The organism is Lederbergia citri (assembly GCF_018343625.1).
In the GTDB taxonomy this organism is placed as follows: domain Bacteria; phylum Bacillota; class Bacilli; order Bacillales; family Bacillaceae_C; genus Lederbergia; species Lederbergia citri.
In genome coordinates, this window is record NZ_JAGYPG010000005.1 from 121,813 (window position 1) to 139,063 (window position 17,251).

A 17,251-nucleotide genomic window follows, 5' to 3' on the forward strand; every position below is an offset into this window, starting at 1 on the left:
AGGAAAACAATACAAATAAAATCGTTTTTTGGTCTTCTGCCAAGGAAAGCGAATCACGTTCAATTGCTGTATCTTATGTAGGAATCACAGAAATGGGGAAGTGTGGAATTGATTCTGATATCATGACATCTTCTGTAAAAGCACTTTGTAGTGCGGTTAATAATTTACTAGAAAAGTTGGCGGTAAGTAAAGTTTCGGTGGATATATAGAAAAACGAAAGAGCTAGTCTCAAAAGAGTGCTCCGTGAGGAGTGTCATTTCGACTCCGACCACCGGTACTTTTAGGTATTTTTAAATTAAAATATGATTTTCTGAAAGCAAGCTCATAAACCTTTATATGAGGAGGGTTATGAGCTTTTTTTCAATTTCTGGTATATTTGTTAGAAAGCGATAGGATTTCAAAACATTCTACACTCTTTTATACAAGGTTTTACACAATCATCTGCCATTAAGAGCATCTTCAAATAGAAGGTGCTTTTTTTATTTTTAAAGATATACGTGAAATGACATGAGTGATCATTATTGCCAAATTTAAGAAGTTCACGGCTTCTTTATTTTAAATGGTTTTGCTATTTAATCTCCCCCCAATCGATAACGGATTGCAAGATTTTATATGTTTGAAGGAATGAATCTGGTGATATAACCCTTTTTAAAATTAGGTATGTAGGGCTAGGAATGATAGTTTCCAAAAATAATAGTAAATGGAGAAATGAGGAGCCTCTTCCTATTGGAATAAGAATAGATGGGGATACATTTAACTTTTAAAGTAATAGAAAATAGAGGTACTAAGAAAACGTATCTATTTGCATAGAATTATCGAAACCTGACAAGTGAATTCGTTAAAGGGGGTTTTTTACATGGGTATAATCTCAGTTTTAGCAGGAAAAAGAAAAGAAATGAATGGCAAAAATTACTATTCCCTTTTTGGTAGTGGGAGGTTGCTTAATGAAACGACATTTCTTACTTTATTTGAAAATCATCCCGATTCGGTATTTGCATTAAGTGTTTATGGAGAGCCAATATATTTTAATAAAACTGTGATAGAGAAATTTGGTCTAACTGATCAAGAATTAGAAAATGAATTAAAGAAATATATTAAAGAGAGAAATAAGAAAAATAGTAAATATTTTAAGCTAGCGTTAAAAGGGAATGCCCAAAAGTTCCAGACCTATATAAGTTGCAAAAATATCAACAAATTAAAAATGGATGTCACGTATCTTCCAATTTTAAATCACGATATGAAGGTAATCGGAGTTTATGCCATTGCAAAGGATATTACAGTTAAAATTGAGCACGAAGAGGAAATAGAAAAAATAAAAACCAGCTTAGAATTATCACAGCAAATTGGAAAAATTGGCAGCTGGGACTATGACGTTCTAAAAGATGAAATTTACTGGTCCGACTACCTGTTTGAACTTACTGGGAGAGAGAAAAATAATAATCATGTTACAAATTTGAATGAAGGCTTACAATTTGTACACCCTGATGATTGTGACCGATATAAAAAAACATTAAACCAGGCCTTAGAGGAGTCAAAAGGCTACAGTATTGAATACCGAATTATTCGTAAGGATTTGACCCTTATTTATGTTTCGGAAGAAGTAGAAATGGTCTTTGATACAACTGGCAGCCCAATCCGTTTATTAGGAATGACAAAAGATGTTACAAAAAGAAAATTAGTCGAAAACAAGTTGCAAGAAAGTGAGCAAAGGTTAGAACATATTTATGAGAATTTATCATTAGGAATAAGATCCTTCGATGTATTGAAACAAGAGAACATTTTGATAACTCCAGGTATAGAAGATATCACGGGATATCCTCCAGAATATTTTTATAAAAGAGAAGCTTGGGATTCTATTATTCACCCCGATGATCTTCATGATTATCTAAATGAATATTCTAATACAGCAGAAGGAAGAAGCTTCAATATTCAATATCGAATATGCCATAAAAATGGTCAAATTATATGGGTTCAAGATAAAACCATTCCAGAGATCGATGAGAAAGGCAATGTTGTTAGGGTTGATGGATTTGTTAGCGATATTACAGAACAGAAAGAATATGAAAAACTAATCCAATATTTAGCCTTCCATGACCATTTAACTGAATTACCAAATCGCAAGCTTTTTGATGAAAAAATCACTTCTCTATATTCAAAAAGAAATAAGGAATCATTTTCAATTTTGTATGTGGATATGGATCGTTTCCGAAATATTAACAATACTCTTGGTCACGTTATTGGGGACAAATTATTGCATCAATTTGGTCAAAGAGTTCAAAAGTTATTGACTGAAAAGTCTTTATTTGCACGAATTGGCGGAGATGAATTTGGCATCCTCCTATGGGGTTATATGGAAAAAGATTATCCAGAATCAATTGCGAAGATGATAATTGATAGTTTAAAACAACCATTCATGGTTGATGATTTCGAATTATTCATTACGGCTAGCGTAGGGATTAGTACATCCTCTTCTGATGGAGTAACTTTTGAGGAATTGACTAAGTATGCGGATATTGCGCTAAATAGGGCGAAGACTAACGGGAAGAATAATTTCCAAATTTATTCCCCTACTTTAGATATACCTTCATTTAAACAATATGAACTAGAGAGGGATTTACGGAAAGCAATTGACAATGACCAATTATTGATTCATTTTCAACCAAGAGTTGAAGCATCCACTGGAAAAATTGTCAGTGCAGAAGCTTTAGTTCGTTGGCAACATCCAGTGTGGGGATTAGTTTCTCCAGGAGAATTTCTCCCACTTGCAGAGGAAAATGGTTTTATAATAGACATCGGTGATTGGGTTTTAGAGAAAGTATGTCAATATATCGCAGAATGGAAACGAGTAAGGCTTCCAATTGTTCCAATTTCCATAAATATTACGGCTCAACGATTTTTAAGAAATGATTGGAAATCGACAATTATTAGTATTTTGAAAGAAACAAATGTTGATCCTACTCTCATTGAGTTCGAGATTACAGAAACAACAATTATTCAAAATGAGAAGTTGGTTGAATCTGCACTCAAATTCCTAAAAGAACTCGGAATAAAAGTCGCTTTGGATGATTTTGGGACAGGGTATTCTTCTTTGTCTCATATTAAGAATTTGTCAATTGATACGATTAAGATTGACCAATCTTTTGTGAGTCAGATTACCCAAACACCTAATGTAGAAATCATTATAAAATCTATTATCTTTATGGCGAATGCTCTTAATATGAATGTTGTTGCAGAAGGAGTTGAAACCCTGGAACAACTAGCATTTTTAAAACAACAAGAATGTACGGAAATACAAGGATATATCTTTAGTAAACCGATTCCAGAGGAAGAGTTTCAGGACCTATTAATAAGGTTTATCCTTAGACCAATTACTAGAAGTAAAAAACCTAAAATAAAAGATCGAAGAAAATTTTTTAGAATCGAGCTACTATCCCCATTAAAAGCTAATTTAACTTTAACTTGTATACAGGGCAGAGAGGTTAATTTAGGGCGAACAGAGGCACTAATCGAAGATATTGGTCCTGGAGGACTGAGGTTCCTATCTGCGATACATTTACCAGTACGCCCTGACATTACCTATAAATTTGTAATGATTATTTTGGGTGAAAAGCTAGAACTTTATGGACATATAACTTGGAAAAAAGAAGTAAAGGATATTTTCCAATATGGACTGGAATTCACAATAGATGAAAAGGAAAGGGATTCTCTTATTAAAATATTAAATAATTTTTCACTCCAGTTAAAAAATCAAGCGTTTCCTCCTGAATGTAATTTTATTAGTGAAGACAAAATTACCTATTTGAAGAAGCTTAAGGCAACTGGATAAGGAGGTGGAAATTTGGATAAATCCGTACTTATAGCAGACGACTCTTCGTTTATGAGAAAGTGGTTGAAGGATATGTTGGATAAAGGCGGGTTCTATGTAATTTTAGAAGCACATGATGGTCAAGATGCGATACAAAAATATAAAGCTTTTTCACCAGATATTTTACTACTAGATCTAACTATGCCTAAAGTAAATGGGCTTGATGTCTTAAAAGAAATCCGTGATTATGATTCTTCTGCGAATGTGATTATTTGCTCTGCTATGGGACAGAAGTACTTAATTAAAGAAGCACTTCATTGTGGAGCTAAGGATTTTGTTATTAAGCCTTATTTTAATAATCTGTTAACTATCCTAAAGAATATGTTTTAATATTTGGTATACTTCGACAATAATTTCCAAACATATATGCCATCATTCCTAGTAGTATGCTATCCTATATTTAGGTATTTCATATGATAGGAATGGGGCGTATGGGCTTTGAAAAATGAAGACAAGATTAATATTCTCTTAGTAGATGACAGACCCGAGAATTTATTAGCTTTAGAGGCTATCATTGAAAGAGATGATTACAATCTCGTTAAAGCATCATCAGGGGAAGAAGCATTAAAATATTTGTTAAAATATGATTTTGCGGCGATTCTATTAGATGTTCAAATGCCTGGTATGGATGGTTTTGGAACAGCCAAGATTATTAAGGCTCGTGAAAAAACAAAAAACATTCCAATATTATTTATTACAGCCAATAATATGGATACAGAGCATATTTTTATGGGCTATTCTTTAGGAGCCATTGACTATATTTTAAAACCTTTTGACCCAATTATTTTAAAAGCAAAGGTTGAAGGATTTGTTGAAATCTATAAGTTGAAACAGACTCTTATTCATCAAGCAAATGCACTTGAAGAAAAGAACAAAGTTATAGAATATATGGCCTTTCATGATGGGTTGACAGATTTACCAAACAGAAGAATGTTCAATGATCAATTGCTATTTAAACTAAATCATGCAAAAAGAATGAAACAGACACTGGGTATTATGTACTTAGATTTAGATCGTTTCAAATATGTGAATGATTCTCTTGGTCACATTGTTGGCGACAGACTATTAAAAGAAGTTTCCAAAAGGCTGTCAGCAAGTGTCCGTGAGAAAGACCTTGTCTCAAGGGTAGGCGGTGATGAATTTAACATCATCTTAGTAGATACTGACCGTGAAAAAGCTCTAGAGGTAGCTGAAAACATAGTAGAAAGGTTAAGCCAGCGGTTTATTATAGATCAATATGAGATTTTTATTACAACATGTATCGGATTATCTGTTTTCCCTTACGATGGTGAAGATTCTAACACTTTAATGAAAAATGCAGACGTAGCATTACATCGTGCCAAAGAGCAAGGGAAAAACAAGTTTAAAGTATATCACTCAGGAATGAATATGCAATCATATCGAACTTTTCTAATGCAAAATGATCTCCGTAAAGCAATAGAAAATGAGGAACTTGAGCTTGTGTTCCAACCTAGAGTAAATATTAAATCTGGAAAAATCACGAGTGCTGAAAGCTTATTAAGATGGAATCACCCAAGTTGGGGAGCAATTTCACCGAGTGAGTTTATCCCAATAGCTGAAGAAACTGACCAAATAGTTGAGATCGGAAAATGGGTACTTCAAAAGGTTTGTGAACAAATACAGATATGGAATAAGAAAGACCTTAATCCTATTCGAATTGCCATTAACTTTTCAGCACGTCAATTTTTACAAAAAAATCTAATTGAACATATTCAACAGGTACTGACTGAAACAAACATAAATCCAGAACTGCTAGAAATTGAGATTACAGAGTCTGTACTTTTGGGAAATGAAGATGTTATTACAAGCACTTTGCAGCAACTTAGAAAAATGGGTATTAAAATTAGCCTTGATGACTTTGGAACGGGGTACTCTTCTTTGAATTATTTGAGGCGTTTTCCGTTTGATACTATTAAAATAGATAAATCCTTCATTGATGATATTTTAAATCACCAAAATAATAGTAAAGCTGTTATTCAATTTATGATCTCCTTAGCAAATAGTATAAACATGTCCGTAATAGCAGAAGGGATTGAAACAGAAGAACAATTAAAAGAAATCAACAACTTAAATTGTGACGAGGTGCAAGGATATTTACTCAGTCCTCCTTTGTTATCTTCTGATTTTGAAAAATTCTTTGTGAATCGAAGTAAGAACCCCTTCGTGTTTAGAGAAGAGGATAGAACAAAAATGACAACCGTTCATTTGTCAGAAAATACTGACATAAATGATGATAAAAAGTTTAAAAAAGATGTTCTCGATGTAGCCCTTACATATATTAAAAAGTCCTATTCAATCTCTAGTAGAGAAATGGAAGTATTCGAGTTAATTATGGATGGATTAACCAACAAGGAAATCTCTGAACAATTATTTATAAGTGAACATACTGTTAAGAATCATATTACTCGTATTTTTCAAAAACTCAATGTTACTGACCGTGTCCAAGCGATCGCTTTGGTATATGAGACTTTCATGAATGAAGGGAATACGCTTTTTAATTAAGGCCCTTTTCCCAAACATTGTAGCTATTAGATGTAAATTTTAATAACAAGAAATAAATTTTATCCTTGGAACTTATATTAAGATGGGAAAAGAGTTACCGGCTTAATAAGAACCGCTAAACTTCCTTATTAGGCGTAAAAGCCGGCTCTTGGGCTTTTACAAACAACAAACTTTAAGAAAATAGCCTTAATTAAGGAGAACCAGAAGCAATTAAGTAAATCTTCAACAAGGGGAAGAAACAAATGAAAATAAGAACAAAGCTATTATTAGCTCTGAGCACATTACCTATAGTCCTAATCGTTCTTATTGGAGCTGGCCTGATACAAATAAACCACCTCAATATTGCGAGTAATGTGATTGAAGATAACTATGATGCATCTATTTTAGCTGGACAAATTCGTGCAGACATTAAGGACGAAAGGATACTACTAAGAAATCTGGTTATTTTTACAGATGAAGTAACGATTCAGGAAGAAATCCATCAATTGCGGTTAATAAACGAAAATATAAAAAAAAATATTAGTATTTTGGAGTCAAAGATTTCTACAAAAGATCAAGTAGAGGCTACTGAAAGACTTATAAAAATAAATGATGATTTTAATGTCTATAAGGAAAGATTACTTACTTTTGTTTCCGAAGATAAAAAAGAAGAGGCTCGTGCTCTTATTAAAGAAAATTCCAAACACCTTGATGATCAACTAACTAATGTTATTGCAGATATAACGGATTCATTTAATGATGAACTAGGAGCATCGTTAAATACTATGAAAAAAGATTCTCAGCGAGATATCATTATCAGTTCAGTCCTTTTAGCTTTATGTATCATGCTCGTTTTATGGATTCTCTATAAAAGTATTTGGACACTTTCAACTAGACTAAATAAAATGTCCAGCATTATGAGTAATGTGGCTAATGGAAATACAGATTTGAATACGAAAGTTGAAGTACTATCTAATGATGAAATTGATGAGGTTGCAAGATCATTTAATCAGATGGGCGATTCTTTAATAGAACAAATGAAAAAGCAACAAGAACTGACTTGGACCAAAACAAATATAGCTGATATTACAACGAGCCTAAGCGGTGTTCATGACTTAGAAACATTGGGTAGCACATTCCTTTCAAAAGTGGTTCCAACAGTGGAAGCAGCTCATGCTGTATTATATGTAATAGATATCGATGCGAAAAATGAAGATATAATGTATAAACTCCTTTCATCATACGCTTTTAAGGAAAGAAAACATGTCACGAATACTATTCAAGCTGGTGAAGGTCTAATTGGTCAAGCAATCCTAGAAAAATCACCGATTATCCTTACAGATGTCCCATCAGATTATGTACGGGTTTCATCGGGACTAGGGGAGGCAGCACCATTAAATCTATACGTACTGCCAATCATTTTTGAAAGAGAAGTAAAAGCAGTTCTTGAAATTGCATCCTTTAAACCTTTCAATGAAACGCAACAAAACTTTTTAGAAGAATTGATGCATGATGCTGGAACTATTATTGAAAGTGTAATGAGCAGAATTCAATTAGCCAATTTATTAGAAGAATCTCAAATGCTAATGGAAGAAATACAGGCTCAATCTGAAGAACTCCAAAGTCAGCAAGAGGAACTAAGAGCAGCAAATGAGGAACTTGAGGAGCAAACCAGTGCCCTTCGTCAATCTGAAGAAAAGCTGCAAATTCAGCAGGAAGAGCTTGAACAAACAAATGCAGACTTAGAGGAAAAGGCAAAAAGCTTGGAAGTTCAAAATAAGAACTTTGAGCGGGTTAATCGAGAGGTAGAAAAGGCACGGGCAGAACTTGAAGCAAAAGCCGAGCAATTAGCCTTAAGCTCAACATATAAATCTGAATTTCTTGCAAATATGTCTCATGAGCTTCGTACACCTTTAAATAGTTTATTAATATTGTCTAAACTTTTAGCTGACAACCCAGAACAAAATCTTTCGCCAAAACAAGTGGAATATTCAAAAACGATCTATTCCTCAGGGCAAGATCTTTTGTTATTAATCAATGATATTCTCGATTTAGCAAAAATTGAGTCTGGAAAAATGAGTGTTAACCTTAGTAATGTCATGTACAAAGATATCGTTGATTTTGTTGAGAAAAACTTTAGACCAGTTGCAGATAAAAAAGGTTTATCTTTAAAAATTCAATTAAAACATGACCTACCTCCTTTTATTTATAGTGATGAAGCTCGAATACAGCAGGTCTTGAAAAATCTATTATCAAATGCTTTTAAGTTTACGGAACAAGGCGAAGTGAAGGTAGATATTTCAAAAGCAAATCATCATGATATGATTGCATTTTCTGTTACCGATACTGGAATTGGTATTTCAAAAGATAAGCAGGATATAATCTTTGAAGCTTTCCAACAAGCTGACGGGACAACGAGTCGTAAATATGGCGGAACAGGCTTAGGACTATCTATTAGCAGGGAAAGCGCTGCCCTTCTAGGCGGAGAAATCATGGTTGAAAGTACTGAAGGGGTAGGAAGTACTTTCACATTCTATGTTGGGAATTATAAAAACGAAATAAATCATAATATTAAAGTTGGACAAGATGAAGCGGCTGTTTCAATTGAAACTTCCACACTTCAATTAGGAACTAGTGAACAGCATCAATCTCATTCTGATCGGCCAAAGGCGGAGAATAGTCATATTAAAAGATTACTAATTGTTGATGATGATTTAAGACAAAGAAATAGCATAATGGAATTAATTAGCGACATGGATTTCATTATGAAATCAGTTTCTACTGGTCAAGAGGTAATCGAACAACTCAAAGTAAATAAGTTTGATTGTTTGATTTTAGATTTAGGACTGAAAGATACAAGCGGTTTTGATCTGATAGAAAGAATATGTGAGGAAAACCATGAAATAAAAGTGTTTGTGTATACTGGAAGAGACTTAACCTTAAAAGAGGAGATGCAATTAAATAAGCATGCACATACCATTATCATCAAGAATGAACATTCGCCGCAGCGGTTAAAAGCTGAGCTTCAATTATATTTGAGTGAAAGCAGTCAATCGGACGAAAAGGATCATCTTTCAAATATAGAGGAATTAAGTAAGAATAAGGAGCTTAAAGGAAAGAAAGTTCTTTTAGTTGATGATGATGTTCGGAATGTATTTGCTATTTCCAGCATTCTTGAAACCAGTGGAATGGAAGTTATCTTTGCCGAAAATGGCTTGGAAAGCCTTGAATTATTGCAAGATCGTACGGATATAGATATAGTACTCATGGATATTATGATGCCGGAGATGGACGGATATGAAGCAATAGAAAGAATAAGAAAAGTGCCTGATAACAAAACTCTTCCTATTATTGCTGTTACTGCGAAAGCAATGAAAGAAGACCGAGAGAAGTGCTTAGCAGTAGGGGCATCAGATTATCTAGTTAAACCTGTAGATCCTGATCAGTTAATCTCTTTAATAAAGGTTTGGCTATACAATGGAGAAAGGGATAATTAGGGAATGAACAATTCACAGGGAAATTTGTATTTACATCAAAATAGTCCCAAGAACGATTTAGAGGAATTAGAAGTTAAGTTATTATTACAAGGGTTATTTGAATGGTGTGGATATGATTTCCGAAACTATGCTTATGAATCTATAAAACGACGAATATGGCATAGAGTTCACTCGGAGAATTTAAGGACTATCACTGAGTTGCTTAACAAGGTTCTACATGACCCTCAAGTTTTACAAAGACTTGTGGGGGACTTTTCCATCAATGTAACCGAAATGTTTAGAGATCCATTGTTTTTCTTAAACTTCAGGGAAAAAATAGTACCACTTCTATACACTTATCCCTCAATCCGTATATGGCATGCAGGTTGTTCAACAGGGGAAGAAGTGTATTCAATGGCGATCTTGCTTCATGAAGCTGGCCTGCTTGCAAAAACAAAAATATATGCTACGGATATTAATGCAAATGCACTTAGCACAGCGAAAAATGGCTTATTTCCATTAGATAACATGAAAAAATACACTAATAATTATTTGCAGGCAGGTGGCGAAAGGGCATTTTCAGACTATTACAATGTCACTAATTATGGAGTTAAATTCCATTCCTTTTTATCTAAAAACGTAGTCTTTACTCAGCACAATTTAGTAACCGATAGATCATTTAATGAGTTTCACGTAATTCTCTGCAGAAATGTATTAATTTATTTTAATAAAATACTACAAAAAAAGGTCCATGAACTATTTCATGAGAGCCTATGCATGTTTGGTGTTCTCGGTCTGGGTGATAAAGAGACCATCTCTTATATGGAAGTTACAGACTTTTATAAAGAAATTAGTAGTAAGCACAAATTATATCAGAAGATAAAATGAGTAGGGAGTATAAATACTCCCTATGTTATTTCCCTAATTTGTCCATATAAAGATTCTTATTTCTATACGATATAAGAGGTGAGAATATAACACTTGATGTCTCATGAAGAATTTTAACGCCCCTCTTGATGAAATAGAATATGAATTTTAATAATGGGAATCTACAAAACCAAAAGATATTGGACTCATCATACAAAGTGTTTTTAAAAACTGTTAAGGGGATTCGCTTAAGGCTCAAAAATTACTTACCATCAATATGGAGTACATGCAACGGAAAACCTAGTGAAATGTTCGCCATTTGTTATTGCCTACATAGATCAAACAAAATCAATTAGTTAACGTTGGTGCTGCTAAGTTGGGCACCGTCACGGCCATAGCAGTAGGACTGAAGGGTTAAAAGTAAAATATTTTGTAAAGAGCAAAATGAATGAATAAAAAGAGAGTTGATTGTTTTTAAAAGTCAGATTTATTTAGTACAAAGTTCATATTAATAAAGATAGGAGTTACTAATGGATCTTCAAAAATATATAAATCATTTATTCCAATCTATTAAAAGTAAATTGTCAGAATGGCTATCTTTAGAAGATGGAGAAACCATTTTAGCTGAGGATGTCTATCGGTTTCTCCACTCTATTAAAGGGACTTCAGGAACACTCCAACTTGTCAATTTAATGCAGGTTTCAGACGGGCTGTTAAATAAGTTGGATAGATACAAAAAGGAATGGGATATAACGGATTTGAAGACTTTCCTATTCCCGATAATTGAACTTACATATTCACATGAAAACTTTAATGAATCAGTAATTTCTGATGAACCTGTCTTTCATACTAATGCACCTCTTATTCAAATCATAGATGATGATGTTTCGCTACTTATGCTTCTAAAAGATGTATTAGAAGAAAAAAACTGGATAGTTGTGACTAATACAAACCCAGATAAGGCGGTTAAACAATATTTTGAAATGAAACCAGATTGCCTCATCCTTGATATTCAGTTACCACATAAAGATGGTTTTCAAGTACTACAAGAAATTCAAGAACATAATGAAAAACACTTTATCCCGACCATTATGATCAGCATCAAAAACAATAAGCAAACAAGAATAGAAGCTTATCAAAAGGGTGCAGACGACTTTTTGAACAAACCTATTGATATTCAAGAACTTGTTGCAAAAATTGAACGACATTTGCAACGAAAGAGAATTTTTGAACAATCAGTACTTATTGATGAATTAACTCAAGTTTATAATAGGAAATTTTTGGTAGAAAGTTTACCTCGTTTTTTTCAACACTTTAATCGCTCGAAGGAAGAATTTTCGATTTGTATCGTTGATATTGACTTCTTTAAGAAAATAAACGATACCTACGGTCATCTTATGGGGGATAAAGTGCTTAAAGAATTCGCCCAGTATCTTAAGAGCCATATCCGGACTCTAGATATGATATATCGATATGGGGGAGAAGAATTTGTAATCGTATTTCCGAAAACCACCAATAAGGAAGCAAAGGGACGGATAGAAGAACTAATAAAAGGTTTTTCGCAAAAGGTCTTTAGTCATAATGACATTGACTTTTCAGTCTCCTTTTCAGCGGGAGTATTTACCGTTGAGGATGAATCTGTAACGATGGACGAAGCTTTCAAAAGGGCCGACAGCTCTTTGTATGAAGCAAAACGCCTCGGTCGAGCGAGGGTTGAATGTTCACAGTTGGTGGATAACGTATATCAAAAGGTTATTCTCAATATTTCAGTTGTCGATGATGACATTATCATTCGGACAATATTGGCTCAAATTCTAGAATCCTTAACCATTAAGCATGTAGAATTAAACATCAAAGTATTTGAGAATGGTCCATCTTTTTTGAATTCCGAACATGCCAAAGAGGATATCAATCATTTCTTAATCTTAGATGGTATTATGCCGATTATGGATGGACTAGAAGTTCTTCAGAAAATAAAACAAAGCAGCAATGCACACAGGTATAAAGTATTAATGCTTACAGGTAGAAAAAGCAAAAATGAGATAGAACATGCTTTAAAGCTCGGGGCTGACGACTATGTCATAAAACCGTTTTATGTGAGAGAGCTCAAAGAGAGAATTGAAAGAATGTTAAATCGGATGAAATAAGTAAAGGATGATAAAAATTTGAAAAGAATTTTATTGGCTGAAGATGAAGAAGTGCTCCGTATGCTTGTGGTAGATACATTAGAAGATCAGGATTATTATACGGTCGATGAAGCAATTGATGGTGGTGAAGCATGGGATTTAATTCAAAGCAATCACTATGATTTGATCATACTTGATTATATGATGCCTATTTATACAGGGCTTGAGATTATCGAGAAAATACGGAACGTTGAGAATAAGAACGAGTATACAAAAATTCTGATGCTGTCAGCGAAAAGTCAGATGTATGAACAAGAACGGATTTTACAAGCAGGCGCTGATTATTTTATGGCTAAGCCATTTAGCCCAATGGAACTCTTGGGACTAGTTGTGGGGATTCTACATGAAAATAGTTAATTCTATGAAAAAATCTTTATCAAATAAAGTTTTATTTTTGTTTGGAATGTGTTCCCTCTTTTTCATTGTAGGAACTGGATCCTTATTCTATATTCAGCATCAAGCACAGGTTGAATATGTTGAAAAAAGGGAGAATATTCAAGGGAAACTGAAGATTATTAATGATATTTACGAACCGTTTCACTCACAGGTTTTAGTCATGTCTAACTCTGTAGCCATTAGGGTACCAATTACTCTACATGAGGCAATCGATCAAGAAAAGTCACTTAGACAAGAGCTTAATGAGTTCAGTAAATTGATAAAGACAAAAGAAGAAAGCTCTATCCATCAAAATATTGATGATTTTATAAACTATTATTTCACGGAAGTAATTCCCACAGTTCTGAATGATTATGAACAACATCATGATCCTAGTGTTAATCTTTCTAATAATGATGTCCACTTACGAGTGAATGAATTTTTGGAAAGTATGAATTCAACCATTAATAAGCTTAATTATCAACTTACAAATAATGCCGCAAAATTTGCTGAAGAACAATCAAACTTGCAAAATAGCCTGATTCTATTTTTGATATTATTTCTGATAGTATTACTCATTACACTTTGGAGGATGTTCAAAAGTGTTGGGAAGCCTCTTGCAGAGTTTACCCATTCCGCCAATGAAATAGCTGCTGGAAGAGAGACAGTAATAAATGTAGATTCAAATCGAAAAGATGAATTGGGTACTTTATCAATCGCTTTTCAAAAGATGCTGGAAAGTATTCATTATAAAGAACAAGATTTGGTAGCCCATAACGAAGAACTTATTGCACAGCAAGATGAGCTTGAGGCGCAACAACAAGAACTTAGAGCTACTCTCGAGATATTAACAGAAAAAGAACAAAAGCTTGTGCAAAGGAACGAGTTAATCAAGGGTATTTCTTCATCTCTTAATAAAGAAGAGGTGCTTCAAAGTATAGTTAACAGTATGTGTAAAATTACTTGTTCAGATAAAGGAATCATTGCTTACCTTCATGAAGAAGTTTTTGCTTCTTATGGGATTTCCGACTCGGGGGTTAAACAATTTATTAGTAATCTAAACAGTGATTTGATACTGCGCTTAACTAATGAGAAAAAAGCTTACACTGTCAAACGTGAACAGCACCTGATGGAGAAAGGCTATCATGAAACACTCCAATATAGTTATGACATTTATTTGCCAGTTATTTCTTCATCTGAAATAAAAGCTATTTTGGTTTTCACCCGATACGGAGTGCCTTTTACAGAAAAAGAGATAAATGAATATGAAATACTTGCCATACAAATTGCTATTTATCTCGAAAAAATTAGTCTTTTCGAACAGTCTGAGGAAGACAGGCGCTTAAGTCAGGATATCTTAAATACGGTTCAAGAAGGGATCCAGCTAATTGATAAAGATCGGAAAATTATACTAGTAAACCAACAGCTAGGATCAATATTCGAAAAGATTGCTATTGATGAGATGTTGGGGCTTTCATGGGATCGATGGAGCCGTTTCATGGCGGATCAAATTGAAGAAGTTGAGTTTATTGAATTAATGGAGAATCTAATAAACTCAGCATATCTTAGCTCTGCTGAAGAGCATTCGTTTGTTTATAGGAAAAATAATGGTAAACAAGTAATTAGAGTTTATTGCAAAACATTTAAAAAAGACTGTAATGAAGACTTTGGGTCTTTACTTGTGCATCGTGATATTACGAAAGAGTATGAAATAGCGAAAACGAAATCCGAAATTGTTAGTACTGTTAGCCATGAATTAAGAACACCGTTAGCCAGTGTTCTCGGTTTTACGGAGTTGTTGTTAAACAAAGAACTAAAGCCTGAAAGAAAAACAAAATATTTACAGACTATTTATAATGAAGCGAAAAGATTAACTGCCTTAATTAATGATTTTCTTGATATTCAAAGGATGGAATCAGGAAAACAAACGTATGAGAAGAAATTTATAGACATCACATCTATTTTGCAAAATGTAATTGAACTTCAAAAAGTTAATACATCATCCCATAAAATTCAGTTTTCAGTTGAGCTGGAAGAAACAATCATTCTAGGAGATCGGATGAAAATAGAACAGGTGTTTACAAATCTATTAAATAATGCGATCAAATATTCTCCAAAAGGAGGAAATATATTCATACGAGTTTATGGAAGCGAAGATATGATTTCTATTGATGTTAAAGATGAGGGGCTTGGCATCCCTGAAGATGCTATACCTCATTTATTCCAACAATTTTATAGAGTCGACAATTCTGATCGAAGAAGGATTGGGGGAACTGGTCTTGGACTTGCTATTGTCCAAGAAATTGTCAAGGCCCACGGCGGTGTGATTACGGTGAGCTCTGAGTATGGAAAAAGCAGCACCTTTACCACTCACTTTCCGCATGTAATGATGAAAGTCAATAAACAAAATGATTATGGAGCGGCATCCATGCTTAGGTACAAGATCATGGTCGTAGAGGATGATTTAAGTCTTGCCGAACTTTTAAGCCATGAGTTACAAGATAGTGGGCTTAACGTTATCTACCATAATAACGGGATCAAGGCATTAGAAAAAATGAAAATAGAACCACCTGATGCCGTTGTTCTGGATATTATGCTTGATGATGGAATGGATGGTTGGACAATTATGAAGGAAATGAAAGCTAGCGAAGAACTCAAAGATATTCCCATTTTCGTTTCAACCGCAGTTGATGATAAGGAGCAAGGCTTCTCTCTTGGAGCACAAGATTACCTAATCAAGCCTTACCAACCTAGCCAGCTTTCCAAACTAATAATGCATACACTATTAAGCAATGAAAGGAACGGCCAGATTTTGTTGCCACATCAAGACAACTAGACATAGAATAATGTAATGAACTATAAAAGAAGAAAGGAAGAATTTTATTCCTTTCTTCTAAGATATGAATTATTTTTACACAAATTTTACACATTGGCTCTGCAATAACTTATTAAATCAATACTTTGACCGTTATTTCGACTCCGACCACCGGTATTCAAGAAAAAATTAAATTCATTTTAGAAACGATGAAACACTTAAAAATGTTGATACATTTAAATAGATTAAACTAATAAGAGGATAGTATGTTCAATATATGAGCATATATCCTCTTATTTTTTACATAATATAAATATTAAGAGCGTTTTAAAAATCCTGTATATTACGTAAGTTATATAAGGAACGTATATTCATTATATCTTGCTTCATTAATGTTGTACCATATGGTAACTTTACCCCTTTTAAGATTCCGGAAGAGAGTGAAGTAGATGATGATAACTTAGTATTACTTTTCTAAGGCTGGGGCAACGGCATACTGGAGTATAAATAATTCTGGGATGAAAGAAGGGTATACGGTTATCATTCTTGGTTGTGGACCAGTGGAATTATTAGCACAAAAGCTTGCATGGTTAAAAGGGGCGAAATGGGTTACTGCCGTCGATTATATCGGATACCGTTTGGAACATGCAAAACAATCGCATCATGTGGAAATCATTAACTTTGAGGATTATGAAAATGCCGGAGCCTATTTACATGAGATTACAAAAGGCGGGGCTGATGTTGTCATTGATTGTGTTGGCATGGTTGGGAAAAAAACAAAAGAAAAATGATCAGAGTGAGAAAAAGTGAAGGATAGGTTGTTAGAACAAGAAGAATCGATACTAGAGTATTATTGTAATAGCGAAACTAGATATGAATCAAATTGGCGCTACCACAAGAAATTAGTTTAAGTTTTTGTCGAGGTACAAGATGATAATATCGGGGACGGGAATTTTAGTAAAGGTATAATACTTTTTAATAACTAGATGATACAGGATAAAGCACCTGTCTTTTTTTGGGTCTATAAAAAAACGATTTTTATAAAAAACGAGACGAAAATTATTTTACTAGAATATTATTTTTTAGTTACATTGATTACAAAATTATCGCTGATGGAATCAAAAATAATATAAGAAAGGCCCATTAGAAGCGGATAAAATAGCTA

General features: G+C 33.7%; 8 protein-coding genes and 1 pseudogene. All 9 read left to right on the plus strand.

Translation table 11 applies throughout. The annotated features are described in order from the left end of the window. The first annotated feature begins 856 nt into the window (after positions 1–856). Positions 857–3,826, plus strand: a complete 2,970-nt coding sequence (locus tag KHA97_RS22200; RefSeq protein ID WP_213126989.1) for an EAL domain-containing protein — start codon at positions 857–859, stop codon at positions 3,824–3,826. A gap of 12 nt (positions 3,827–3,838) precedes the next feature. Further along, positions 3,839–4,195, plus strand: coding sequence for a response regulator (locus KHA97_RS22205; RefSeq protein ID WP_213126990.1), 357 nt, complete (start codon positions 3,839–3,841; stop codon positions 4,193–4,195). A 108-nt stretch (positions 4,196–4,303) separates the two neighbouring features. Beyond that, the gene (locus tag KHA97_RS22210; protein WP_213126991.1) at positions 4,304–6,388 is read left to right on the plus strand and encodes an EAL domain-containing protein; all 2,085 of its coding nucleotides are present in this window, start codon (positions 4,304–4,306) and stop codon (positions 6,386–6,388) included. A gap of 242 nt (positions 6,389–6,630) precedes the next feature. Further along, positions 6,631–9,864 carry a response regulator gene (locus KHA97_RS22215; RefSeq protein WP_213126992.1) on the plus strand — a complete coding sequence of 1,078 codons (3,234 nt, stop codon included), beginning with the start codon at positions 6,631–6,633 and terminating at the stop codon, positions 9,862–9,864. Positions 9,865–9,867: 3 nt separating this feature from the next. Further along, positions 9,868–10,731: a CheR family methyltransferase gene (locus tag KHA97_RS22220; RefSeq protein ID WP_213126993.1), complete on the plus strand. Its 864-nt coding sequence runs from the start codon at positions 9,868–9,870 to the stop codon at positions 10,729–10,731. 509 nt (positions 10,732–11,240) lie between these two features. Then, entirely contained in the window at positions 11,241–12,857 is a 1,617-nt protein-coding gene (locus KHA97_RS22225) for a diguanylate cyclase (protein WP_213126994.1), read from the plus strand. An 18-nt stretch (positions 12,858–12,875) separates the two neighbouring features. Beyond that, positions 12,876–13,253: a response regulator transcription factor gene (locus tag KHA97_RS22230; protein WP_213126995.1), complete on the plus strand. Its 378-nt coding sequence runs from the start codon at positions 12,876–12,878 to the stop codon at positions 13,251–13,253. Further along, entirely contained in the window at positions 13,240–16,107 is a 2,868-nt protein-coding gene (locus KHA97_RS22235) for an ATP-binding protein (protein ID WP_213126996.1), read from the plus strand. Before KHA97_RS22230 ends, KHA97_RS22235 begins: the two co-directional genes overlap by 14 nt. A 376-nt stretch (positions 16,108–16,483) precedes the next feature. Then, positions 16,484–16,865 (plus strand): annotated as a pseudogene (locus KHA97_RS22240) (zinc-binding dehydrogenase); the annotation flags it as partial. Positions 16,866–17,251 lie beyond the last annotated feature (386 nt).